This is a genomic window from Bacteroides acidifaciens, assembly GCF_024623065.1.
Classification (GTDB): domain Bacteria; phylum Bacteroidota; class Bacteroidia; order Bacteroidales; family Bacteroidaceae; genus Bacteroides; species Bacteroides acidifaciens.
In genome coordinates this window covers 76899-100227 of record NZ_JANJZR010000007.1, presented here as the reverse complement: position 1 = coordinate 100227, position 23329 = coordinate 76899, and the positions used below count along the sequence as shown (strand labels likewise).

Annotated in this window: 19 protein-coding genes and 1 pseudogene; 13 read left to right on the top strand and 7 right to left on the bottom strand. The window is 41.6% G+C overall.

Translation table 11 applies throughout. The annotated features are described in order from the left end of the window. Window positions 1-106 precede the first annotated feature (106 nt). The 6 genes and pseudogenes from NSB03_RS03605 to NSB03_RS03580 all read left to right on the top strand — a co-directional run. Window positions 107-1819 (top strand): annotated as a pseudogene (locus tag NSB03_RS03605) (glycoside hydrolase family 97 protein); the annotation flags it as partial. A gap of 163 nt (window positions 1820-1982) precedes the next feature. After that, a complete protein-coding gene (locus tag NSB03_RS03600) occupies window positions 1983-3392 on the top strand; it encodes an amidophosphoribosyltransferase (RefSeq protein ID WP_024986438.1) in 1410 nt (469 codons plus the stop codon). 119 nt (window positions 3393-3511) lie between these two features. Next, window positions 3512-4735 carry a peptidase T gene (gene pepT, locus NSB03_RS03595; RefSeq protein ID WP_024986439.1) on the top strand — a complete coding sequence of 408 codons (1224 nt, stop codon included), beginning with the start codon at window positions 3512-3514 and terminating at the stop codon, window positions 4733-4735. Between the two features lie 76 nt (window positions 4736-4811). Further along, a complete protein-coding gene (gcvT, locus tag NSB03_RS03590) occupies window positions 4812-5897 on the top strand; it encodes a glycine cleavage system aminomethyltransferase GcvT (RefSeq protein WP_136014033.1) in 1086 nt (361 codons plus the stop codon). A gap of 153 nt (window positions 5898-6050) precedes the next feature. Further along, entirely contained in the window at window positions 6051-8324 is a 2274-nt protein-coding gene (locus tag NSB03_RS03585; protein ID WP_136014032.1) for a monovalent cation:proton antiporter family protein, read from the top strand. Window positions 8325-8376: 52 nt separating this feature from the next. Next, a complete protein-coding gene (locus tag NSB03_RS03580) occupies window positions 8377-8802 on the top strand; it encodes an HIT family protein (RefSeq protein WP_024986440.1) in 426 nt (141 codons plus the stop codon). Window positions 8803-9004: 202 nt separating this feature from the next. On the opposite strand, the gene NSB03_RS03575 is transcribed toward NSB03_RS03580, so the two are convergent. The 4 genes from NSB03_RS03575 to NSB03_RS03560 all read right to left on the bottom strand — a co-directional run bounded on the left by NSB03_RS03575 (window position 9005) and on the right by NSB03_RS03560 (window position 11365). Continuing rightward, the gene (locus NSB03_RS03575; protein ID WP_024986441.1) at window positions 9005-9427 is read right to left on the bottom strand and encodes an RNA-binding S4 domain-containing protein; all 423 of its coding nucleotides are present in this window, start codon (window positions 9425-9427) and stop codon (window positions 9005-9007) included. 108 nt (window positions 9428-9535) lie between these two features. Beyond that, entirely contained in the window at window positions 9536-10102 is a 567-nt protein-coding gene (gene pth, locus NSB03_RS03570; RefSeq protein ID WP_162222418.1) for an aminoacyl-tRNA hydrolase, read from the bottom strand. Window positions 10103-10237: 135 nt separating this feature from the next. Continuing rightward, window positions 10238-10828, bottom strand: a complete 591-nt coding sequence (locus tag NSB03_RS03565) for a 50S ribosomal protein L25/general stress protein Ctc (protein ID WP_024986442.1) — start codon at window positions 10826-10828, stop codon at window positions 10238-10240. A 135-nt stretch (window positions 10829-10963) separates the two neighbouring features. Further along, complete coding sequence (locus NSB03_RS03560) at window positions 10964-11365, bottom strand: PUR family DNA/RNA-binding protein (RefSeq protein ID WP_024986443.1); 402 nt, start codon at window positions 11363-11365, stop codon at window positions 10964-10966. Window positions 11366-11533: 168 nt separating this feature from the next. Here NSB03_RS03560 and nusB point away from each other — a divergent pair, with 168 nt between their 5' ends. From nusB to NSB03_RS03535, 5 genes are read left to right on the top strand one after another with little or no spacing between them, the layout of a single operon-like run. Then, window positions 11534-12460 carry a transcription antitermination factor NusB gene (gene nusB, locus NSB03_RS03555; RefSeq protein WP_024986444.1) on the top strand — a complete coding sequence of 309 codons (927 nt, stop codon included), beginning with the start codon at window positions 11534-11536 and terminating at the stop codon, window positions 12458-12460. 39 nt (window positions 12461-12499) lie between these two features. After that, on the top strand, window positions 12500-12823 hold the full coding sequence (gene yajC / locus NSB03_RS03550) for a preprotein translocase subunit YajC (RefSeq protein WP_024986445.1): 324 nt from the start codon (window positions 12500-12502) through the stop codon (window positions 12821-12823). A gap of 21 nt (window positions 12824-12844) precedes the next feature. Further along, window positions 12845-13858: a CdaR family protein gene (locus NSB03_RS03545; protein ID WP_024986446.1), complete on the top strand. Its 1014-nt coding sequence runs from the start codon at window positions 12845-12847 to the stop codon at window positions 13856-13858. Continuing rightward, on the top strand, window positions 13848-14465 hold the full coding sequence (gene coaE, locus NSB03_RS03540) for a dephospho-CoA kinase (RefSeq protein WP_024986447.1): 618 nt from the start codon (window positions 13848-13850) through the stop codon (window positions 14463-14465). Before NSB03_RS03545 ends, coaE begins: the two co-directional genes overlap by 11 nt. A gap of 24 nt (window positions 14466-14489) precedes the next feature. After that, window positions 14490-14924 carry a DUF5606 family protein gene (locus NSB03_RS03535; protein WP_024986448.1) on the top strand — a complete coding sequence of 145 codons (435 nt, stop codon included), beginning with the start codon at window positions 14490-14492 and terminating at the stop codon, window positions 14922-14924. 299 nt (window positions 14925-15223) lie between these two features. Here NSB03_RS03535 and clpB read toward each other — a convergent pair whose 3' ends face one another. Further along, on the bottom strand, window positions 15224-17812 hold the full coding sequence (gene clpB, locus NSB03_RS03530) for an ATP-dependent chaperone ClpB (protein WP_257466215.1): 2589 nt from the start codon (window positions 17810-17812) through the stop codon (window positions 15224-15226). A 232-nt stretch (window positions 17813-18044) separates the two neighbouring features. Beyond that, a complete protein-coding gene (locus NSB03_RS03525; RefSeq protein ID WP_024986449.1) occupies window positions 18045-19679 on the bottom strand; it encodes a plasmid pRiA4b ORF-3 family protein in 1635 nt (544 codons plus the stop codon). A gap of 170 nt (window positions 19680-19849) precedes the next feature. Here NSB03_RS03525 and NSB03_RS03520 point away from each other — a divergent pair, with 170 nt between their 5' ends. Both NSB03_RS03520 and NSB03_RS03515 read left to right on the top strand, forming a co-directional pair. Then, window positions 19850-20434, top strand: coding sequence for a DUF6621 family protein (locus NSB03_RS03520; RefSeq protein WP_257466214.1), 585 nt, complete (start codon window positions 19850-19852; stop codon window positions 20432-20434). A gap of 69 nt (window positions 20435-20503) precedes the next feature. Beyond that, window positions 20504-21400, top strand: a complete 897-nt coding sequence (locus tag NSB03_RS03515) for a LysR substrate-binding domain-containing protein (RefSeq protein WP_024986450.1) — start codon at window positions 20504-20506, stop codon at window positions 21398-21400. Here the strand turns inward: NSB03_RS03515 and NSB03_RS03510 are convergent, their stop codons facing one another. Then, a complete protein-coding gene (locus tag NSB03_RS03510; RefSeq protein ID WP_024986451.1) occupies window positions 21401-23122 on the bottom strand; it encodes a PD-(D/E)XK nuclease domain-containing ATP-binding protein in 1722 nt (573 codons plus the stop codon). Window positions 23123-23329: the final 207 nt, after the last annotated feature.

Below are 23329 nucleotides of genomic sequence, written 5' to 3'. Positions count from 1 at the left end.
TTCGGAATCGCTCAGCGTCAATTTCTTGATTTTCATTTATCATGCGGTTTTGTTCGAGGCAAAGATAATGTAATTTCAACATAGGTGAAATAATTATGAATAACTACTTATTAAGGAAGAACATTCGCAGTTTGCCATGGCAGGGGATCATACGGCCTTTTGGATTCCCGGTGACTATGATACGCAGGAATATGACTATACCGAGTCCAAACTTTCGGAAATCCGTGGGTTATTGCAGGGAGCAATTACCGGAAACGCTTCTCAAACTTCTTTTTCGCCGACAGGCGTACAGACTTCTCTGCAAATGAAAACAGCCGACGGCCTGTACATCAACTTGCACGAAGCAGCTTTGGTAGACTATTCTTGTATGCATTTGAATCTCGACGATAAGAATTTGATTTTTGAATCATGGCTGACACCTGACGCCAAAGGGGATAAAGGATATATGCAAGCTCCTTGTCGGTCACCTTGGCGCACAGTGATTGTCAGCGATGATGCCCGCGATATTCTGGCTTCCAAATTGACGTTGAACCTGAACGAGCCTTGTGCTTACGAAGATGTTTCCTGGATTAAGCCGGTGAAGTATATCGGTGTATGGTGGGAAATGATTAGCGGTAAAAGCTCATGGGCATATACGGACGATGTTTATTCTGTGAAACTTGGTGAGACGGATTATTCAAAGACAAAGCCGAACGGACGGCATGCTGCGAATAATGACAATGTGAAACGTTATATTGACTTTGCGTCTCTGCATGGATTTGACCAGGTACTGGTGGAAGGTTGGAATGAGGGTTGGGAGGACTGGTTCGGCCATTCCAAAGATTATGTTTTTGATTTTGTTACTCCTTATCCCGACTTCGATTTGAAAATGCTCAATGCTTATGCGAAGGCAAAAGGAGTGAAGCTGATGATGCATCACGAAACTTCTGCTTCCGCGCGCAACTATGAACGTCATTTGGATACTGCTTATCAATTTATGGTAGATAACGGATACGATGCTGTCAAGAGTGGTTATGTAGGTAATATCATTCCTCGTGGAGAACATCACTACGGACAATGGATGAACGATCATTATCTGTATGCAGTGAAGAAAGCGGCGGATTACAAGATTTGTGTAAATGCGCATGAAGCGGTTCGCCCGACGGGATTATGCCGTACTTATCCCAATCTGATTGGCAATGAATCGGCACGCGGTACGGAATATGAGGCCTTCGCAGGCAATAAGCCGTTCCATACGACACTGCTTCCTTTCACCCGTCTGATTGGCGGCCCGATGGATTATACTCCGGGCATCTTCGATACAAAACTTTCTTTCCTGCAAGGCGACCATAGTTTTGTGCGTACCACGCTGGCAAAACAACTAGCTCTTTATGTCACGATGTATAGCCCGTTGCAGATGGCAGCCGATTTTCCGGAGAATTATGAGCGCCACTTGGATGCTTTCCAATTTATTAAAGATGTAGCGCTCGATTGGGACGACAGTAAATACCTGGAAGCAGAACCGGGGGATTATATCACTGTAGCCCGTAAGGCTAAAGGCACTGATAACTGGTTTGTGGGCGGTATCACCGACGAAAATCCCCGCACTTCTACGTTCACGCTCGATTTCCTTGAACCGGGAAAACAATATGTAGCTACGCTGTATGAGGATGGCAAAGACGCGGATTTTGAAAAGAATCCGACTTCTTATCAAATAAAGAAAGGTATCGTAACCGCTAAAACCCGTATTTCGGCGAAACTTGCCCGGAGCGGTGGATTTGCTTTGAGTCTGATCGAAGCAACCCCGGCAGACAGGAAGATAATTAAGAAATGGAAATAAGATTCAGGTAGAGGGATTGTGTTCGGATTTCCCGCTTTTAATAAATATTAGTTATTGCCCCGCGAAGAAATATTAAACTTTGCGGGGCTCTTTTTTTATCAGACGGATTCTTTTTTGTACTTTTGCGCATCTTTTTTAAAACATCATCAATAAAGAGAACGACATGGGAGGTTTTTTCGGAACAGTCTCGAAAACTAGTTGCGTGACTGATTTATTCTACGGTACAGATTATAACTCACATCTGGGTACAAAGCGGGGAGGACTCGCGACATATAGTAAGGAAAAAGGGTTTATCCGTTCCATTCATAATTTGGAAAGTACCTATTTCCGAACCAAGTTCGAAGGAGAACTGGACAAGTTTAAAGGAAACGCCGGTATCGGCATCATCAGTGACACAGACGCACAACCTATCATTATCAACTCTCACCTCGGCCGCTTCGCCATTGTTACCGTCGCAAAAATAACCAATATCCAACAATTGGAAGACGAACTTCTCAGCCAGAATATGCACTTCGCCGAACTTAGTTCGAGCAGTACCAATCAAACGGAACTTATCGCGCTGCTTATCATACAAGGCAGAAACTTTGTCGAAGGGGTCGAAAATGTGTTCAAGCATATCAAAGGTTCTTGTTCCATGCTTATCCTGACGGAAGATGGAAGTATCATCGCTGCCCGCGACCAGTGGGGACGTACTCCGGTGGTAATCGGCAAGAAAGACGGTGCTTATGCTGCGACAAGCGAATCGTCCAGTTTCCCGAATCTGGATTATGAGATTGAGAAATATCTGGGGCCGGGTGAAATTGTCCGTATATATGATGACCACATTGAGCAGCTTCGCAAACCGAATGAGGATATGCAGATTTGTTCGTTCCTGTGGGTGTACTACGGTTTCCCGACTTCCTGCTACGAAGGCAAGAATGTGGAAGAAGTCCGTTTCACAAGCGGATTGAAGATGGGGCAGATGGACAAATCCGAGGTCGATTGTGTCTGTGGTATCCCGGATTCGGGAGTAGGTATGGCTTTAGGATATGCCGAAGGAAAAGGGGTGCCCTATCATCGCGCTATCTCGAAATACACGCCGACATGGCCCCGTAGTTTTACACCCAGCAATCAGGAGTTGCGTTCGCTGGTTGCTAAGATGAAGTTGATTCCGAACCGTGCGATGCTTCAGGGAAAACGTCTGTTGTTCTGTGACGATTCAATAGTCCGCGGTACGCAGCTACGTGACAATGTGAAGATTCTATATGATTATGGAGCAAAAGAGGTACATATGCGTATCGCCTGTCCGCCGTTGATTTATGCTTGTCCGTTTGTGGGATTCTCTGCTTCCAAGAATGCGTTGGAATTGATAACCCGCCGTATTATCAAGGAACTGGAGGGTGATGAAAATAAGAATTTGGAAAAATATGCCACTACCGGTTCGCCCGAATATGAAAAGATGGTCAGCATCATTGCCGAGCGTTTCGGGCTGTCTTCCTTGAAGTTCAATACGCTCGAAACACTGATTGAAGCTATCGGATTGCCCAAATGTAAAGTGTGCACACACTGCTTTGACGGCAGCAGCCACTTTTAAAAAAGATTATACAATAAAAAAGAGCCGTGAATTGCTTTGTAATTCACGGCTCTTTTTTTACCTTTACGGCATTGTAAACTATCAAATAGTAAGTAGTAAATCGTTAAATCGTAAATAAAATGACTTTAGTAGACAGATTTTTAAAGTACGTGAGCTTCGATACACAATCTGATGAATCGACAGGGCTTACTCCCAGTACTCCGAAACAGATGGTATTCGCCGAATATCTGAAAGCGGAACTGGAATCTTTGGGATTGGAGGATATTACTTTGGACGGACATGGCTATCTTTTTGCTACGCTTCCTGCCAATATAGATAAAGAAGTGCCGACTATCGGATTCATAGCCCATATGGATACAAGTCCTGATATGAGCGGCAAGGATGTGACTCCGCGCATCGTTGAAAAGTATGATGGTTCGGACATTGTGCTTTGTGCGGAAGAGGATATAGTCCTTTCTCCTGAGCAATTCCCGGAATTGCTGCAGCATAAGGGGGAAGACTTGATTGTAACCAATGGGAAGACTCTGCTCGGTGCTGATGACAAGGCTGGTATTGCAGAAATCGTATCGGCAGTGGTTTATCTGAAAGAGCATCCCGAAATCAAACATGGAAAGATTCGTGTCGGTTTCAATCCTGACGAGGAAATCGGCGAAGGCGCTCATAAATTCGATGTTGAGAAGTTCGGTTGTGAGTGGGGATATACAATGGATGGCGGTGAAGTGGGAGAGTTGGAGTTTGAAAACTTCAATGCTGCTGCCGCTAAAGTTATTTTTAAAGGGCGTAATGTGCATCCCGGATATGCCAAGAACAAGATGATTAACTCTATCTATCTGGCTAATCAATTTATCAACTTGCTTCCTGCACAGGAAAGGCCGGAACATACTACGGGATATGAGGGTTTCTATCATCTGATAGGAATTCAGGGTGAAGTGGAGCAAAGTACTGTTTCTTATATCATCCGTGACCATGACCGTGCTAAATTTGAAGACCGCAAGAAGGAGATGGAACGTTTGGTGGCTCAAATGAACGAAGAATATGGCGAAGGTACGGTGACTCTTGAGTTGCGCGACCAATATTATAATATGCGTGAGAAGATAGAACCGGTAATGCATATCATCGACACTGCTTTTGCCGCAATGGAAGCTGTGGGCGTGAAGCCGAACGTGAAACCGATTCGTGGTGGTACGGATGGCGCGCAACTTTCTTTCAAAGGGTTGCCTTGTCCGAATATCTTTGCCGGCGGTTTGAATTTCCACGGACGCTACGAGTTTGTTCCTGTTCAGAACATGGAAAAGGCTATGAAAGTCATCGTGAAGATTGCCGAACTGGTTGCTTCCAAATAAAAAGTCTTGCTTGGACTGCTTCCTGATAGCACATAATACTTGATTCTTAATACTTGAAACTTAATACTTTAAAATAATGAAAACCACTCCGTTTACAGAGAAACATATAGCACTCGGTGCTAAGATGCATGAATTTGCAGGTTATAACATGCCTATTGAATACTCCGGTATCATTGACGAACATCTCACTGTTTGTCAGAATGTCGGTGTGTTCGACGTGTCCCATATGGGAGAATTTTGGGTGAAAGGGCCGAATGCGTTGGCTTTTCTTCAAAAAGTAACTTCCAATAATGTGGCGGCACTGACTCCGGGAAAGGTACAGTATACTTGTTTTCCTAATGAAGAAGGTGGTATCGTAGATGACTTGCTGGTATATCATTTTGAACCGGAAAAATATATGCTGGTAGTCAATGCTGCCAATATGGAGAAAGACTGGAACTGGTGCGTTTCACATAATACGGAGGGTGCGGAACTGGAAAATTCTTCAGATAATATCGGGCAGCTTGCCGTGCAAGGCCCGAAAGCGATTCTTGCTTTGCAGAAGTTGACGGATGTTGATTTGTCGGCTATTCCGTATTATACGTTCAAGGTAGGGAAGTTTGCGGGTGAAGAGAATGTAATTATCTCCAATACGGGTTATACCGGTGCGGGAGGTTTTGAGATTTACTTCTATCCGGATGCTGCCGATGCTATTTGGAGGGCTGTTTTCGAAGCGGGTGAGGAGTTTGGCATCAAGCCTATTGGTTTGGGAGCCCGTGACACGCTCCGGTTGGAAATGGGATTCTGCCTGTATGGTAATGACCTGGATGATACGACTTCTCCGATAGAAGCCGGATTGGGATGGATTACTAAGTTTGTAGAGGGTAAGGATTTCATTAACCGTCCTATGCTTGAAAAGCAGAAAGCGGAGGGGACTACCCGTAAGTTGGTTGGTTTTGAAATGATTGACCGCGGGATTCCCCGTCATGGCTACGAACTTGTTAGTCCGGAGGGGGAGAAGATTGGTGTAGTGACTTCGGGCACTATGTCGCCTACCCGCAAGATTGGTATCGGTATGGGGTATGTGAAGCCTGAATATAGTAAGGTGGGTACGGAAATCTGTATCGATATGCGCGGACGTAAATTAAAAGCAGTAATAGTAAAACCACCTTTCAGAAAATAAGATTTTAAATCTGTCTTGTTTGATTAGGCCCCGGATAAGTTCTGAATTTATCCGGGGCTGATTGGTTTTATGCGGGTTATTTAAAACATATCCGTTAATATGTTGTTTATACCATAGATTTATTATAATTTTGTCAGCAAATATGATGAAATAATGTCTCAATTACCTACCCTGATAGCTGACCTTGCACTGATATTGATATGTGCGGGTATTATGACTTTGTTGTTTAAGAAGTTGAAGCAACCTCTAGTCTTGGGATATGTGGTTGCCGGTTTCCTGGCGAGCCCGCATATGCCTTATACACCTTCCGTGATGGATGCTGCGAATATCAAGACATGGGCGGATATAGGTGTTATCTTCCTGCTGTTTGCTCTTGGACTGGAATTTAGTTTTAAGAAGATTGTGAAAGTGGGCGGTTCTGCTATTATTGCCGCTTGTACTATTATCTTCTGTATGATTTTGTTGGGAATAGGCGTTGGCATGGGCTTTGGCTGGCATCGGATGGACAGTCTGTTTCTGGGTGGTATGATTGCGATGTCTTCCACTACCATTATTTATAAGGCATTCGATGATCTCGGATTAAGAAAAAAGCAATTCACCGGATTGGTGTTGAGTATCTTGATTTTGGAAGATATTCTTGCTATTGTGCTGATGGTAATGCTTTCTACTATGGCGGTAAGCCATAATTTTGAAGGTACGGAGATGTTGGAGAGTATCGGCAAACTGGCATTCTTCCTTATTTTGTGGTTTGTAGTCGGTATTTATCTGATTCCGGAATTCTTGAAACGTTGCCGTAAGCTGATGGGGGAGGAAACGTTGCTTATCGTATCTCTGGCGCTTTGCTTCGGTATGGTGGTAATGGCTGCCAATACGGGATTTTCTGCTGCATTCGGTGCATTTATCATGGGCTCTATTCTGGCGGAAACGATTGAAGCGGAATCTATAGACCGGTTGGTGAAACCTGTAAAGGACCTTTTCGGAGCAATCTTTTTCGTTTCAGTGGGCATGATGGTGGATCCTGCAATGATTTTGGAATATGCTGTGCCTATTATTGTCATTACTATGGCTGTCATTTTGGGGCAGTCCATATTCGGAACTTTTGGGGTGATACTCTCTGGTAAACCGTTAAAGACGGCTATGCAATGCGGATTTAGTTTGACTCAGATTGGTGAATTCGCCTTTATTATAGCATCTCTGGGAGTCTCTTTGCATGTGACGAGTGACTTTTTGTATCCGATAGTGGTGGCAGTCTCTGTCATAACCACTTTTCTTACTCCTTATATGATTCGCCTTGCCGAACCTTCTTCTTCTTTTGTGGACGCCCATCTTCCCACTTCGTGGCAAAAACTCCTGATGCGCTACTCTTCCGGATCGCAGACTGTGCTCAACCATGAGAATTTGTGGAAGAAGCTGATATTGGCGATGGTACGTATTACGGTGGTTTACTCTATTGTCAGTATATCGATTATCGCGCTTTCTTTTCGCTTTGTCGTGCCTTTCTTTAAGGAGAATTTGCCGCATTTTTGGGCATCATTGCTGGGGGTGGTATTTATCATTCTTTGTATCGCTCCTTTCTTGCGGGCTATTATGGTGAAGAAAAACCATTCGGTGGAATTTATGACATTGTGGCATGATAGCCGGACTAACCGGGCTCCTTTGGTATCGACAATCGTTATACGTATTATGATAGCGGCGCTTTTTGTTATCTTTGTCATTTCCGGTTTGTTCAAAGCGTCTATCGGATTGGTTATCGGAGTTGCTGTCCTTGTTGTGTTGTTGATGGTATGGTCGCGCCGTTTGAAAAAGCAATCCATATTGATTGAACGCCGTTTTTTTCAGAATCTTCGTTCCAGAGATATGCGTGCGGAATACTTGGGGGAGAAGAAACCGGAATATGCCGGACGTTTGTTGTCGCATGACCTGCATCTGGCGGATATGGAAATTCCGGGAGAATCCAACTGGGCGGGAAAGACATTGATGGAATTAAATTTGGGGAAGAAGTTTGGCGTCCATGTCGCTTCCATTCTCCGAGGTAAAAGGCGGATTAATATACCGGGTGGTTCTGTCCGCCTGTTCCCGATGGACAAGATACAGGTGATAGGAACGGACGAGCAACTGAGTGTATTCAATGAAGCTATGCAGAATGGAGCCAAGATAGATTGGGAGATATATGAAAAGAGTGAAATGACTTTGAAGCAGTTTATCATTGATAGTGATTCTGTTTTCTTGGGCAAAACACTCCGTGAATCGGGAATCCGGGATAAATACCATTGTATGATAGCCGGTGTGGAAAGCGAAGACGGGTCATTGATGGTTCCCGACGTAAATATACCGCTCAAAGAAGGTGATGTGGTATGGGCGGTAGGAGAAAAAGAGGATGTATACCAATTAGTCAATCAAAAAAAAGAAAAAGTACAAGCCGGATAAAAATGGATTCCTTATTTTTGCAGCGATAAAAACTTAAAATTATAATAATATCATGAAGAGCGATCCGAAAGAATGTCTGTATTGCCAGAATAATGAAACGCTGCATAATCTGATGATTGAGATTGCGCAGCTGAGCGTATCACGTGTATTCCTGTTTAAGGAACAAACATATCGTGGACGTTGCCTTGTTGCTTACAAAGACCATGCGAACGATTTAAATGAATTGAGTGATGAAGACCGTAATGCTTTTATGGCAGATGTAGCGCGTGTTACTCGTGCCATGCAAAAAGCTTTCCAACCGGAAAAGATTAATTATGGTGCATACTCGGATAAATTGTCTCATCTGCATTTTCATTTAGCGCCTAAGTATGTGGATGGTCCTGATTATGGAGGTGTATTCCAAATGAACCCAGGGAAGGTTTATCTGACTGATGTGGAATATCAGGAATTGATTGATGCTGTTAAAGCAAATCTATAAACAGCAATTTACCGGCGTAGCGCCGGAGCAAGGTTTCCCTGCGGGATGTTGTCATTTTTAGGAGCTCACCACGGATTACACAGATTCACACAGATTAAATAAATATGTAATCAGTACCCTAATTCGCTATGGGGATTCAACGAAAATGAAAATAATCTGTGTGAATCTGTGTAATCCGTGGTGCCTCTTAAATTCCTATTTATTATTCTTCACTGTCGAAATCGAAATCAAAGTCGAAATCATCCATGAATTCCGGAGTTGTAAATTCTTCCAGTTCCCGGCGGTCTTTCTTGGTCGGTCGTCCGGTTCCACGTGCACGATCTATGAATCCGCTGATTTTACTCATTTCAAGCAGTTCGTATTGATCGGGAGTAGTTACGTTTTCCATCATTTCCGATACAAGTTTGGCACCCACACGCTTTTCTATAGTTTGCAATACCTTGAATGAATAAGTGATGGGTGGTTTCTTCACCTGAATAACATCTCCCGGTTTTATCATACGGGCAGCTTTGGCTAGAGAACCGTTGATGGTAATACGTCCTTTTTTGCAGGCTTCTGCTGCAATTGTACGTGTCTTGAAGATGCGGACAGCCCACATCCATTTATCTATTCTTGCTTCGGCCATTTTAGTTAGTTATTTAGTGATAAATAATTCTTTGGTTAGTATTAGTTGACCTTGTCATTTATTGCTAACCATTTATTGTCATCTTTATTTTTTAGGGGGACTAGTCCATTATTTCTTATTAAACTGGTTCATTGTGATGTCGATTCCGGCCAGACAGAAACTCTTGATAATATCTCCTGCCATTTCCAGCCTTTCGCCCATTGTCTTCCAGTCTTCATCCGTGAAGTGTCCGAGTACATAATCAATCTGTCCGCCGCGTGGAAAATCGTTTCCGATACCAAAGCGTAAACGGGCATAATTCTGAGTACCCAAAGTGGCGGCGATATTCTTTAGCCCATTGTGTCCGGCATCGCTTCCTTTGCCTTTCAGGCGTAATGTGCCGAAGGGGAGAGCCAGATCATCTACTACGATCAGTACATTTTCCAAAGGAATATTTTCTTTCTGCATCCAATAGCGAACAGCCAGTCCGCTCAGGTTCATAAAAGTCGATGGCTTAAGCAAAACCAACTGGCGTCCTTTGATAGAAAAACTGGTAGTGAATCCATATCGTCCATCCATAAAAGGAGGAGCGTTATTGATTCTGGCCAATGTTTCTACTGCCATAAATCCGATATTATGTCGGGTTTCATGATATTCGGGACCAATGTTTCCCAGTCCGACAACTAAGTATTTTATCATTGTTTTTCCGTAAACAGTTCATTAATATAGAAAGCGAAACGCAGATTAATACAAATTAATGCAGACTGAACATCTGCTTTAATCTGCATTAATCTGCGTTTGAAGTATATCTCTTTACAGGGATAATCTCAATTACTTACCAGCGGCTGCTGCTGCACCTCTTGCTGCACGAGTCAACTTAACAGCACATACAACGGCTTCTTTAGCACTGATCAGTTCAAGACCTTCGTAGCTCAGTTCGCCAACTTTAACAGTCTTACCCAATCCCAGGTGAGAAACGTTAACTATCAGTCTTTCAGGAATTACATTGAACAAAGCTTTCACTTTGATCTTACGCATCTGTAATGCCAATTTACCACCGGCTTTAACACCTTCTGCAAGGCCTTCCAACTGTACTGGAACTTCCATTACGATAGGTTTAGCTTCATCAATCTGATAGAAGTCAACGTGCAGGATAGTATCTTTTACCGGGTGGAACTGAATGTCTTTCAAGATAGCGTTTACTTTTTTGCCATCGATATCCAGGTCTACTACGTAGATGTGCGGAGTATAAACCAGGTTGCGAAGTCCTTCGTTTGTTACAGTGAAGTGAACAACTTCATTACCACCATACAATACGCACGGTACACCACCGTTCTTACGGATTACTTTCAAAGCTCTTGCTTGTTCTGAAGAGCGTTCTGCAATAGTTCTTGCAGTTCCTTTTACTTCAATTGATTTCATTTCTTAAAAAAATGTGTTACTCTAAATTAAGTTAGTTTGCTTAATTCACCATCACACGATGTGGATTATCACACGATGTTGCAAAAAGCGGTGCAAAAGTACGTCTTTTTTTTGAATAATCAAAGAGTTACTTTCTTAAAAGTCGATGTCAATCTTAATTTCACTTTCTAATTTGTCCTCTTGTACTTCTTCGGCAGCTTTCCGTTCGTTATTTTCATCAGCTTCTGCGGTGATACGGCTGATATGCTCGTTCATGTCGTTGCGTTCTATGAAGTTGACAGCTTCTTCAAGTCCTGCCATAAACTTCTGAAAGTCTTCCCTGTATAAGAAGATTTTGTGCTTCTCGAAACTGACTTGAGAATCATCACCTTCTCCCGTTATCACTTTCTTACTCTCTGTAATAGCCAGGAACATCTCATCTTTACGATTCTTTTTTACGTCGAGGTAGTAGATGCGTTTACCTGCTTTAATAGACTTGGAAAATACAATCTCCTTGTCATTCATGTCTGCGCTCATTTTCTTTTTTAAATCTTCCATATCTTACGATCTGTTTATAATCGGCCTCAAAATTGGATATTTTTTTTAAACTGTCAAAAGAAAAAGCGCAGAGAATGAAATACTGCATTAAAAAATGTGATTTATTTGTGGAAACTCGCTAAAAATATCTACTTTTGCAATTCGATAACAACAGTATTAATTTGAATTATGATCAACAGAGTTCTTATTCGTCTTAAGATTATACAGATAGTATATGCCTATTATCAGAATGGCAGCAAAAATCTAGACTCAGCGGAGAAAGAGTTATTCTTTAGTCTTTCAAAGGCGTATGACCTTTACAACTATTTGCTAATGCTGATGATAGCATTGACAGAGTATGCACAAAAGCGCATTGATGCGGCAAAAGCCAAACTGGCACCCACAGCAGAAGAGTTATATCCCAACACAAAGTTTGTGGACAATAAATTTATTGCCCAGTTGGAAGTTAATAAACAACTGGCAGAATTTATTGCCAATCAGAAGAGGACTTGGGTGAACGACCAGGACTTCGTGAAAGAGCTCTACGAGAAAATTGTGGGAACCGATATTTATAAAGATTATATGGCTTCTGATGACAATTCGTATGAAGCAGACCGTGAATTATGGAGAAAAATCTATAAGACATACATCTTTAATAATGATTCTCTCGATCAGGTATTGGAAGACCAGAGTTTGTATTGGAATGACGATAAGGAAATCGTAGATACATTCGTCCTGAAGACAATCAAACGCTTTGACGAGAAGAAAGGCGCGAATCAGGAATTGCTTCCTGAATTTAAGGATGACGAAGATCAGGAATTTGCGCGTCGTCTGTTCCGCCGCACTATTTTGAATTCTGATTATTACCGTCACTTGGTAAGTGAGAATACGAAAAACTGGGATTTGGACCGTATTGCATTTATGGATGTTATTATTATGCAGACGGCATTGGCGGAAATTTTAAGTTTTCCAAACATTCCGGTCAGTGTTTCGTTAAATGAATATGTAGAAATTGCGAAACTGTATAGTACATCCAAGAGCGGTAGCTTTATTAACGGAACATTGGATGGAATAGTTAATCAATTGAAAAAAGAAGGTAAGTTGACTAAAAACTGATACCTTTGTCCATATAGTAGAAACTAAAACAGATTATTTATGAACGTATTGACTGTATTATTGCAAGCTCCTGCCGGTGCTGCCGCAGACGGAGGTATGATGTGGATCATGCTGATAGCAATGTTTGTTATCATGTATTTCTTTATGATCCGTCCTCAAAATAAGAAGCAGAAAGAAATAGCTAATTTCCGTAAATCTCTTCAGGTAAATCAAAATGTGATTACTGCAGGAGGTATTCATGGAACAATCAAGGAAATTAATGACGACTATATAGTACTTGAGATCGCTTCTAATGTAAGGATTAAAATAGACAAGAATTCTATATTCGCTGATGCTTCAGCGGCTAGCAATCAGTCTAAATAAATAGTCGGTAAAGAAATGCCTATGTTTGATCGTAGGAAAATAAGATATACATATTTAAAACTATCTAAGAGAATTAAGGATTTTCTGCTCAGTGATAAGAGCAGGGAGTTCTTAATTTTTTTAGTCTTCTTCTTGATAGCCGGTGGTTTTTGGTTGCTTCAGACATTGAACAATGATTATGAAGCGGAATTTTCTATTCCGGTACGTATTAAAGACGTTCCTAATAATGTAGTACTGACTTCGGAGCCCCCTTCCGAACTTCGCGTTAGAGTGAAAGATAAAGGTACTGTTCTCCTTAATTATATGCTGGGAAAAAGTTTTTTTCCGGTAAATTTGAGTTTTTCCGATTATAAAGGGAAAAATAATCATGTGAAGATTTACGCATCCGATTTTCAGAAAAAGATATTGAGTCAGTTGAACGTATCTTCCAGAATACTTTCCATTAAGCCTGATACGTTGGATTATATTTATTCCGAAGGGAAATCCAAGCAGGTGCCTGTCCGCTTTCAGGGAAAAGTGACTGCCGGACTTCAATATTATGTTTCTGATACGATTTGTAGTCCGGATTCTGTATTGGTCTATGCCCCGGAAGGAATTTTGGATACGATAACCACTGCTTATACTCAGAAGATAAATCTGGAGAATATATCCGATACCACCCGCCGACAGGTTTCTTTGGCTTCGGAAAGAGGAGTGAAGTTTGTCCCGACTTCGGTTGAGGTTACTTTTCCGGTCGATATTTATACGGAGAAGACGGTGGAAGTGCCCTTGTATGGGATTAATTTCCCGGCGGATAAAGTGTTACGTGCTTTTCCTTCAAAGGTTCAGATTACCTTCCAGGTAGGGTTGAAGCGCTTTCGCAGTATAAAGGCGAGTGATTTTGTGATTAATGTCTCTTATGAGGAATTGCTTAAATTAGGTTCGGATAAATATACGGTCAAACTGAAGTCTTTCCCGAACGGCATCAACCAGATACGTATTGTCCCCGAACAAGTTGATTTTTTGATAGAACAAGTATCTTCAAATGGCGATTAAGATTGGTATAACCGGTGGCATCGGCAGTGGGAAAAGTGTAGTTTCCAGACTGCTGGAAATAATGGGAATCCCTGTTTATATCTCGGATACAGAAGCGAAACGCATCACGAATACCGATGAAGTGATTCGCCGGGGGCTTTGTTCCTTGGTGGGGCATGAAGTGTTTCAAAATGGAGAATTGAATCGCCCTTTGCTGGCATCCTATATGTTTGGGAATCCGGAGCACATAAAAGAAGTGAATGAAATCATTCATCCGCAGGTGAAAGAAGATTTCCACCAATGGGCTATCCGGCAGCAGGAGAACCAACCGCTGGTTGGCATGGAATCTGCCATTCTTATTGAAGCCGGATTTAGAGGTGAAGTCGATTTTCTGGTCATGGTCTATGCGCCGCTGGAAGTAAGAGTGGAGCGTGCTGTAAAACGTGACGGCTCATCAAGAGAATTGGTGATGAAGCGTATCGAAGCTCAAATGAGTGATGAAGTTAAGAGAAATCATGCTGATTTTGTGATAGTGAATGATGATGAAACACCGTTAATTCCACAGGTTTTGGAGCTTATTTCTTTGCTATCTAAAAATAATCATTACCTTTGCTCCGCAAAAAAATAATTAATAAACAAAAGGTTATATACTATGTTGAAGACTATCTTGTCTATCTCCGGTAAACCGGGATTGTACAAACTTATTTCGCAAGGAAAAAATATGTTGATTGTCGAATCAATCAATGCTGAGAAGAAACGTTTCCCCGCTTATGGTAATGAAAAAATTATCTCACTGGCAGATATAGCAATGTACACGGATGATGCGGAAGTTCCTTTGTACGATGTGCTGGAAGCAATCAAGGAAAAAGAACAATCGGCAGCAGCTTCTATTGACCCCAAGAAAGCTACACCCGAACAGTTGCGTGAATATTTGGCGGAAGTATTGCCGAACTTCGATCGTGAACGCGTGTATGTAGCGGATATTAAGAAGTTGATTTCCTGGTATAATATTCTGATTTCTAATGGCATTACAGAATTCAAACCGGAAGAAGTTAAAGAAGAAAAGGAAGAGGCAGCTGCAGAATAGCCAGTGCCACTTGTTTTGAAAGACTAAGGAACATGATAATCAACTTTTAAATGATTATCATGTTTTTCTTTTATATGGGTGCTTGTGAATTCAAGAAAATCTAGTATATATCGGGTAGTCTTTTCTTTAAATAAATGTCTTCTACTTATACTGTAAACAATGATGCTTTTTTATGTATCTATGCACCGTTCATTAATCCGAACTGTCAACCTGAAGTTCGGAGAGGGGCATATACGGAAATGTAAAAGTCGGTAGGTCTTTATCAGACCTGCCGACTTTTACATTTTGCATGCTGCTGTTTAATTTCGGAATACCAGTCCGTCTCCACCAGCATCAACGATAATTGCTCTGCTTCGGTCTACCTCCTGAGATAGTAGCTTTTTGGATAGATCATTCAGCAGATAACGTTGGATAGCCCTTTTTACCGGACGCGCTCCAAATTCAGGATCATAACCCACTTGCGATAAGAAGTTCAATGCTTCTTCTGTCAATTGCAGTTCCACTCCATTCTCTGCAAGCATCTTCTGTACTCCCTTAATTTGTAAGAGCACGATTTGCCTGATTTCTTTTTCGTTCAATGGTAAGAACATAATCGTTTCATCAATACGGTTCAGGAATTCCGGACGAATCGTCTTTTTCAACATATTCATCACTTCCTTCTTCGTTTCTTCGATTACTTCTTCCTTATTGGAACCATGCAACTTCTCCATCTGACTTTGTATATATGAACTGCCCATATTTGAAGTCATGATGATAATGGTATTTTTGAAGTTGACCACCCTTCCTTTATTGTCAGTCAGTCGTCCGTCATCCAATACCTGCAACAAGATATTAAAAACATCCGGATGGGCTTTCTCTATTTCGTCAAATAAAACAACAGAGTAAGGTTTTCGCCGTATAGCTTCTGTCAACTGACCACCTTCATCGTATCCAACGTATCCCGGAGGCGCTCCGACCAAACGGGAGACACTATGTTTTTCCTGATACTCACTCATATCGATACGAGTCATCATCGTTTCGTCATCAAACAGAAACTCTGCCAATGCCTTTGCTAATTCGGTCTTACCTACGCCGGTGGTTCCCAAGAAGATAAATGAACCGATCGGACGTTTCGGATCTTGCAATCCGGCACGACTACGACGCACAGCATCTGCCACCGCTTCGATGGCTTCGTCCTGACCGATAACCCGTTGATGCAGTTCTTCTTCCAAGTGCAACAGTTTATCTTTTTCACTTTGCAGCATCTTGCTGACAGGGATACCAGTCCAGCGGGAAACAACATCAGCAATGTCTTCAGCGTCTACCTCCTCCTTAATCATGGCTTTATCGCCTTGCATATCACGCAGTTTCTTTTGAGTATCTTCTATTTCTTTATCCAAAGCCTGAAGTTTGCCATAACGGATTTCGGCTACTTTACCGTAATCGCCTTCACGTTCGGCTTTTTCTGCCTCGAATTTCAAGTTCTCTATTTCTACTTTATTCTGCTGAATCTTATCCATCAGCGTTTTCTCACTTTGCCATTTAGCTTTGAATGATTTTTCCTGTTCTTTGAGCTCGGCAAGTTCCTTGCCTATGATTTCCAATTTCGGTTTATCGTTTTCACGTTTGATAGCCTCGCGCTCAATTTCCAGCTGCTTGATTTTACGGGAAATCTCATCCAGTTCTTCAGGAACAGAATCTACCTCCATACGCAGTTTGGCTGCGGCTTCATCCATCAGGTCGATGGCTTTATCCGGCAGGAAACGGTCGGTGATGTAACGGCTACTCAATTCGACGGCTGCAATGATTGCGTCGTCTTTGATACGTACGTGATGATGGTTCTCGTAGCGTTCTTTCAATCCGCGAAGGATGGAAATGGTACTCAAGTTATCCGGTTCGTCCACTTGCACGATTTGGAAACGACGCTCCAATGCTTTATCCTTTTCGAAGTATTTTTGATACTCGTCGAGGGTGGTTGCTCCGATGGAACGTAGTTCTCCACGAGCTAAGGCGGGCTTTAGAATGTTGGCGGCATCCATGGCACCTTCACCTTTTCCGGCACCTACCAGCGTATGAATCTCATCAATGAACAGAATAATATCACCTTCTGATTTCTTCACCTCATTGACAACTGCTTTCAATCGTTCTTCAAATTCACCTTTATACTTTGCGCCGGCAACCAATGCTCCCATATCCAGTGAATAAACCTGTTTGTTCTTCAGGTTTTCGGGCACGTCTCCGCGAAGGATACGATGTGCCAACCCTTCTACAATAGCCGTTTTACCGGTACCCGGTTCACCAATCAGAATTGGGTTGTTCTTTGTACGGCGGCTCAATATCTGTAATACCCGGCGGATTTCTTCATCACGTCCGATTACAGGATCCAGCTTGCCGCTACGGGCAGCCTCGTTCAGGTTGATGGCATACTTTTCCAATGATTGATAAGTATCTTCACTGGATTGTGATGTTACCTTTTCTCCTTTTCTCAATTCGCTGATAGCGTTGCGCAATTCTTTTTCCGTCATACCAGCATCTTTCAAAATCGTGGAGACGGTACTCTTAACAGTCAGCAATGCCAGTATGATAGGCTCCAACGAAACAAACTCGTCGCCCATTTCTTTAGAATACTGTGTTGCTTTTTGCAGCACTTCGTTGGATTCACGACTTAGATACGGTTCTCCGCCGGATACTTTCGGCAGTGAATCGATTTGCTTGTCGGTCACAATAGCTACTTGCTGTCCATTCATGCCAAGTTTTTGGAAGAGGAAATTGGTGACATTCTCGCCTACTTTCATCACTCCCTGCATGATGTGGACAGGTTCAATGGCTTGTTGTCCCCGGCTTTGTACCAGGTTTACGGCCTCCTGTATCGCTTCTTGAGATTTGATGGTAAAATTGTTAAAGTTCATATCTTTTTTCTCCTTTCTTATTTCACGTTTTTAATAACACCTCAAAAGGCGCAAAAGATTTGCCAAGTATAAAAATATGACAAAATAGCATGAGTATTAAGGGGTTAAAGGACAAAATGACCTTTTTACCTGGATATGACTGACGGATTTACCATATACTCCACAGAATAGGATGGACTTCAGAATAAGATGGGTTTTCAATGAAGTTTACTATTCTGTGGAGAAACAATTGTTAGAAGATTCTTATCGGGAAGAAGTCTCTAAGCTCTCTTTCTACTTTTTTTGCATTAAATTTGTGTGCGTTGAAATTCTTTCCCAACCATTCCCGATATTCTTTTGCGGCTTTTGAGTGTGGTTGTTTTAATGCCTCCAACATCTCTTGGTAACCATATATTCCTCCGCAATCTTCGGGCGGGCATGCATTTGCTCCGTCTATGAGAAAGACGCCTTGTGTTTCGTCCTTTTTATATGCTTGTTGCGATTCCAGGGTAATCCGATGCATCCAGCTATCTCCGAAATCATATTCATATTTAATATGTGAACCTTTTCGGGTAAGGAGCTCTCCTAAAGAGAGAGAGTAGGAATTGACTGTATTATCGAGATTAAACCAAAAATCGTCATCGGATTCTTCGGTTGTATATATTGTTTTCCCTTTTTGAAACAGATGCAAGTGATAGCCTTCCCATCCCATTGCGGTATTTATGACTTCCGCAAAACTTTCCAGACGGATGTTGGAAGGAACTTCCACTATACGATATATTTCCGGGTCGGAATCAATCAAGGAAATTTTTATATTGAGTTTTTTAGAAGTTTGTTCTTCCATGTAGAAAGATTTGTCGTATTCTTCATCATCAAACTCGTCATCGTATTCATCATCAAACTTGTCATCGTCAAATTTATGATTCTCATAGAAGGCAGTGAGCTCATTCAACAAGCTCATTAGTTCTTCCATACTGTCCACTTCCAATCCCTTCAGTTCTGCACGTGGCATTTCTTTTTTTATTTCTTTGATTCCTTTTCTCGTTAATGTATTGGGTATTTTGAATCGTTTATAGATTTTTTCCAATATAGGCAACGTTTCTATGCCACGAATATTCATCAACGTATCTGTGATATAATCAATGATCGCGAGATTATTATCTTCCCCACGCTCAAACCGATCATAATAAGAATTCAATAATTGGCAGAACCAGTTAATAATTTCCAATCTTCGTTCAGGGTTGCTTATGGCAATTTGTGCGACAGCACTACAAATATCTTCTTTTCCGAAAGGAGCGATTCCGTTTTCATTCATGAAACCAAGTAGCAAAGGCAATTGGTTCTGCCCAAGTTGGTAAATGATGGCAATGGTAGCTTCATCCTGCATGAGGTGACAATAGGAAGAGAGAAAAGTCGGACTTTGCCGCATTATTTCCAAGATGATATTTAAAGAAGATTCCATTCGGTAATGTTCCATCGCCCAGTAGATATACCATAACTTAAACTTTCTTTCCTCTTCTTCTATTTCGTTTTCGAGAGGTCCCTGATACTGGATAAATAGTTGCAGGATAAAGTTGCGCAAATCTTTTTCTAATTCGGCGGCGGGTACTGTCGTGCAATCTTTTTTAAACTCGTCCAATGGGTAGTCTTTGCGTGTCTTCATATCCCAAAGCCTTTGCAGGTAAGTTGCAATAGGGGTTGCTTCCGAGCTATAGTCTGGTTGCTGATAGTCATAGAAAGCTTCTTCCATTTGTTGGTAGAGTTTCTCTAATCCGTTATTGCTTAATATATTTATCAATTCCTGTTGTTCTTCAGGTGTAAACAAGTTTAATACTTCAGTGATAATCGCATCGAGGCCAATCGAAGTTTGGTTCTTTTTTTTGTTCATTATAGTGTTATTTAGTAAAATTACCAATTTTCTCCAAAGGTACGCTTCTTTATTGAGTAATAGCCTGATAATTTCTCTTTTTTTTAAATATTCTTTCCGGAGAAGATAAGAAAGTTTATCTTTGCCCTATAGTAGAGAGTAAATCTGTTTTCTAATTGATGACTAATGATATGAATGATAAGCCACAAATAAAATTATCGGAGACAGTGGTGCTGATTGATGCCGCTTTCCTGAATTTTGTAATTACGGATATGAAGAAATACTTCGAAGCGACTTTGCAACGTACTTTGCAAGAGATAGATCTTTCGATGTTGACTACCTATCTGACTTTGGATGCCGGGATTGCGGAAGGAAAAAATGAAGTGCAGTTTCTTTTTGTTTATGATAAAGAGTCAGCTAATCTTGTGCATTGCCAGCCTTCTGACTTGGAGAAGGAGTTGAATGGAGTTGCTTTTCAAAGCCCTTATGGAGAGTATTCGTTTGCCAGTGTTCCGTCGGAAGGGATGGTGTCGAGAGAGGACTTGTTTTTAGACTTATTATCCATTGTAGCCGATTCGGCCGATGTAAAAAAAATGATTCTGGTATCTTTCAATGAAGAATATGGAAAGAAAGTGACTGATGCATTGAATAAAGTGCAGGGCAAGGAGATTGTCCAATTCCGCATGAACGAACCGGATGCTCCGGTAGCTTATCAATGGGATATGTTGGCTTTTCCTGTCATGCAGGCATTGGGAATCAGAGCCGATGAATTATAACCATAACTACCCGTTTCAGTCACTAATCGCTAATCACTAATCACTAAATAAGTTAATCACTATTTTTCCATGTCCGATTTTCGTTTAAAAGTATTTCAGAGCGTGGCGAATAATTTAAGTTTCACGAAAGCTTCGCAAGAGTTGTTTGTCAGCCAGCCTGCCATCACTAAGCACATTCAGGAACTGGAAGCTTATTATCAGACCCGTTTGTTCGATCGTCAGGGCAGCAAGATTTCGTTGACTAAGTCCGGAGAATTATTGTTGAAACATAGCGAAAAGATTTTGGACGATTATAAACAGTTGGAATATGAGATGCATCTGTTGCATAATGAGTATATCGGCGAACTGAAGCTGGGTGCCAGTACTACGATTGCGCAATATGTACTTCCTCCTTTGTTGGCGGAGTTTATAGCCAAGTTTCCACAGGTCAATCTTTCTTTGATTAATGGAAATTCGCGTGGAGTGGAAGCTGCTCTGCAAGAACATCGGATTGACTTGGGATTGGTTGAAGGAATCTTCCGTTTGCCTAATCTGAAGTATACTCCATTTTTGCAAGACGAACTGGTTGCCGTGGTTCATACGCATAGTAAATTGGCTGTTTCGGATGAGATCACTCCGGAAGATTTGCCCAATATCCCCTTGGTTTTGCGGGAGAGGGGTTCGGGAACGTTGGATGTGTTTGAACGTTCCCTGTTACACCATAATTTGAAACTTTCTTCTTTGAATGTATTGATGTATCTCGGTAGTACGGAGAGCATCAAGCTTTTTTTGGAACATGCAGATTGTATGGGAATTGTTTCTATCCGTTCGGTTTATAAGGAATTGGTTGCCGGTAATTTTCGTGTAGTTGAGATAAAAGGAATGCCCATGCAGCGCGAGTTTAATTTTGTGCAACTGCAAGGGCAGGAGGGAGGTTTATCCCAAGTTTTCATGCGATTTGCCGGACATCACCGTAAGAATTTGTAATCAAACCTCTTCCATACGGACTAATTCCCAACCACAGAATTGCATGACAATGCAGTGAAGTTGAGTTCCCTGACATAGTTGGCGAACTTTCGGACCGGCGGCATAACCGTGAATTTGTTCTACGGCTTCCTGCCATTGTACGGTGCCTTGGGTGTCGTATTTTTCTTTCGGCAGATATTTTAATTCCAAGATATAGCTATGCGCTACTTCTGCGTAACGTTGCAGATCGGGCATCAGAAACATATCGCAAAAGCCGTGATTCAGTTCTACTTCAGGCATCGTGAAGTAGTAGGCATTCACGCTGAGGTAAGCGGTGAAGAATCCCTGAATGTTACGTTCGCCCTCGATGCTGCTGCGTACGGAAGTATTCTCCTTATAAGCTTTGGCTATGAATTCCAATGCCGGTCGCCATTGTCCGTCAAAAGCCATATCATTGAATAAAATCTCTATATCTATCAGGTTGATATAATGGTGATTCTGATATTCTTCCAGGATATATTCATAATATTGTTTGCGGACATTCGTGTTGGGAATTCCCAGGATAGTCAGATTTCCACGTGTTCCGATGATAGTTAGCATACCATAATAAAATAATAGGCTGGGGAATATTTCCGGATTCGTAATCTGATTGGCAGAAAAAGACTGGTATAGGTTAGTCATGATTTTCCCTTCTTCGGCAATTCGTTTGATAACACCTTTGCGGTTACCGTCAAGACGGTCAAGCTGAATCAGTTTTTTCATTTTATTGTAGTCCGTACGGGTATTAGGATCAATCATCTGTTCAGGAGATTCTCCTAACTGGATTCGATTACGTAGGTAATAGAGTACCATGTCGCAATTAAACATTTTAGGATCTGACTTTAGACTTTGGCGAGCAAAACAATAATTGTCATACCATGGCTTCATCTCCTGAATCATTTCTTCAATGTCTCCTTGTAACTGCCCTGCTTCCTGATAATATCGGAACATCGTGCGTACGTCTTCTTCAGAAAATCCCAACATTTGATTAAACAGTGGATTAGTGCTGATGTTCCAACCTATGTTATATCCGCTTGACAAGTCGTCCAAAGTGACGGGGCTGACCCCAATCATGAATATACGGTCGAACATTCCTTTATAATTCTTGAAGGCATCTCTGTAGAATCCGCTGGCATGGGTGATGGCGTGGTATATCTCATTTCCTTTCTCGTTGAGTACGACATTGGTGAAATTGTCATACTCATCTATAATAAGGTATAGGGGATACCCTTGACGGCGTGCCTCATCGTCTAGTATATGCAGTTTGTCAATCCCTTTTTTCGCTGTGCTGAAACGCTCAATAAACTCATCCGTGTAGTATTCACGATAACGGTTCAGAAAGCCATCCAGTTGCACTGCGCTATACGAATCAAATCTTTGCGGCAGTTCATCAATGTTGCCGCCAATCTTGGAAAAGTCAAGATAAAGCATCTGATATTTGCCTTGAAGCGGAGTTGCATGCTGCCCGATCCAGAGATTCCCGAAAAGTTGCCGGAACTTATCTTTCTGTGAAAGGTCGTAATATGAACGGAGCATGCTCAGCAGCAGGCTCTTGCCAAAGCGTCTCGGACGGATGAATATCAGATAGTTGGCTTGATCTTCCAACATGGGGATATACATTGTTTTATCCACATAATAGCGGTTTTGCGTGATTACATCCTCAAAATTGGACATACCATAAGGAATTCCTTTTATTGTTTCCATAACTTTTTCAGATTGTTTCTTCTTGTTTTCCAAACAAATAATTACCAAAGATAGTTCTTTTGAAATGGATATTCCATTCTTTTGCGCTTATTTTTTTATCTGTGTTATAAACGCAGTTTTTTTAACGTCATTGATTATCTTCTACTAGAAAAGAAAAAACGTTTTTATTTCTCATATTCTCATGATTTTATATTAATCTGCATATAA

What these genes read in the sequence shown, in the direction of transcription:
- NSB03_RS03600 (WP_024986438.1), top strand. Translation starts at nt 1,983, where the DNA reads ATGGGAGGTTTTTTCGGAACAGTCTCGAAAACTAGTTGCGTGACTGAT.
- pepT (WP_024986439.1), top strand. Translation starts at nt 3,512, where the DNA reads ATGACTTTAGTAGACAGATTTTTAAAGTACGTGAGCTTCGATACACAA.
- gcvT (WP_136014033.1), top strand. Translation starts at nt 4,812, where the DNA reads ATGAAAACCACTCCGTTTACAGAGAAACATATAGCACTCGGTGCTAAG.
- NSB03_RS03585 (WP_136014032.1), top strand. Translation starts at nt 6,051, where the DNA reads ATGTCTCAATTACCTACCCTGATAGCTGACCTTGCACTGATATTGATA.
- NSB03_RS03580 (WP_024986440.1), top strand. Translation starts at nt 8,377, where the DNA reads ATGAAGAGCGATCCGAAAGAATGTCTGTATTGCCAGAATAATGAAACG.
- NSB03_RS03575 (WP_024986441.1), bottom strand. Translation starts at nt 9,427, where the DNA reads ATGGCCGAAGCAAGAATAGATAAATGGATGTGGGCTGTCCGCATCTTC.
- NSB03_RS03565 (WP_024986442.1), bottom strand. Translation starts at nt 10,828, where the DNA reads ATGAAATCAATTGAAGTAAAAGGAACTGCAAGAACTATTGCAGAACGC.
- NSB03_RS03560 (WP_024986443.1), bottom strand. Translation starts at nt 11,365, where the DNA reads ATGGAAGATTTAAAAAAGAAAATGAGCGCAGACATGAATGACAAGGAG.
- nusB (WP_024986444.1), top strand. Translation starts at nt 11,534, where the DNA reads ATGATCAACAGAGTTCTTATTCGTCTTAAGATTATACAGATAGTATAT.
- yajC (WP_024986445.1), top strand. Translation starts at nt 12,500, where the DNA reads ATGAACGTATTGACTGTATTATTGCAAGCTCCTGCCGGTGCTGCCGCA.
- NSB03_RS03545 (WP_024986446.1), top strand. Translation starts at nt 12,845, where the DNA reads ATGTTTGATCGTAGGAAAATAAGATATACATATTTAAAACTATCTAAG.
- coaE (WP_024986447.1), top strand. Translation starts at nt 13,848, where the DNA reads ATGGCGATTAAGATTGGTATAACCGGTGGCATCGGCAGTGGGAAAAGT.
- NSB03_RS03535 (WP_024986448.1), top strand. Translation starts at nt 14,490, where the DNA reads ATGTTGAAGACTATCTTGTCTATCTCCGGTAAACCGGGATTGTACAAA.
- clpB (WP_257466215.1), bottom strand. Translation starts at nt 17,812, where the DNA reads ATGAACTTTAACAATTTTACCATCAAATCTCAAGAAGCGATACAGGAG.
- NSB03_RS03525 (WP_024986449.1), bottom strand. Translation starts at nt 19,679, where the DNA reads ATGAACAAAAAAAAGAACCAAACTTCGATTGGCCTCGATGCGATTATC.
- NSB03_RS03520 (WP_257466214.1), top strand. Translation starts at nt 19,850, where the DNA reads ATGAATGATAAGCCACAAATAAAATTATCGGAGACAGTGGTGCTGATT.
- NSB03_RS03515 (WP_024986450.1), top strand. Translation starts at nt 20,504, where the DNA reads ATGTCCGATTTTCGTTTAAAAGTATTTCAGAGCGTGGCGAATAATTTA.
- NSB03_RS03510 (WP_024986451.1), bottom strand. Translation starts at nt 23,122, where the DNA reads ATGGAAACAATAAAAGGAATTCCTTATGGTATGTCCAATTTTGAGGAT.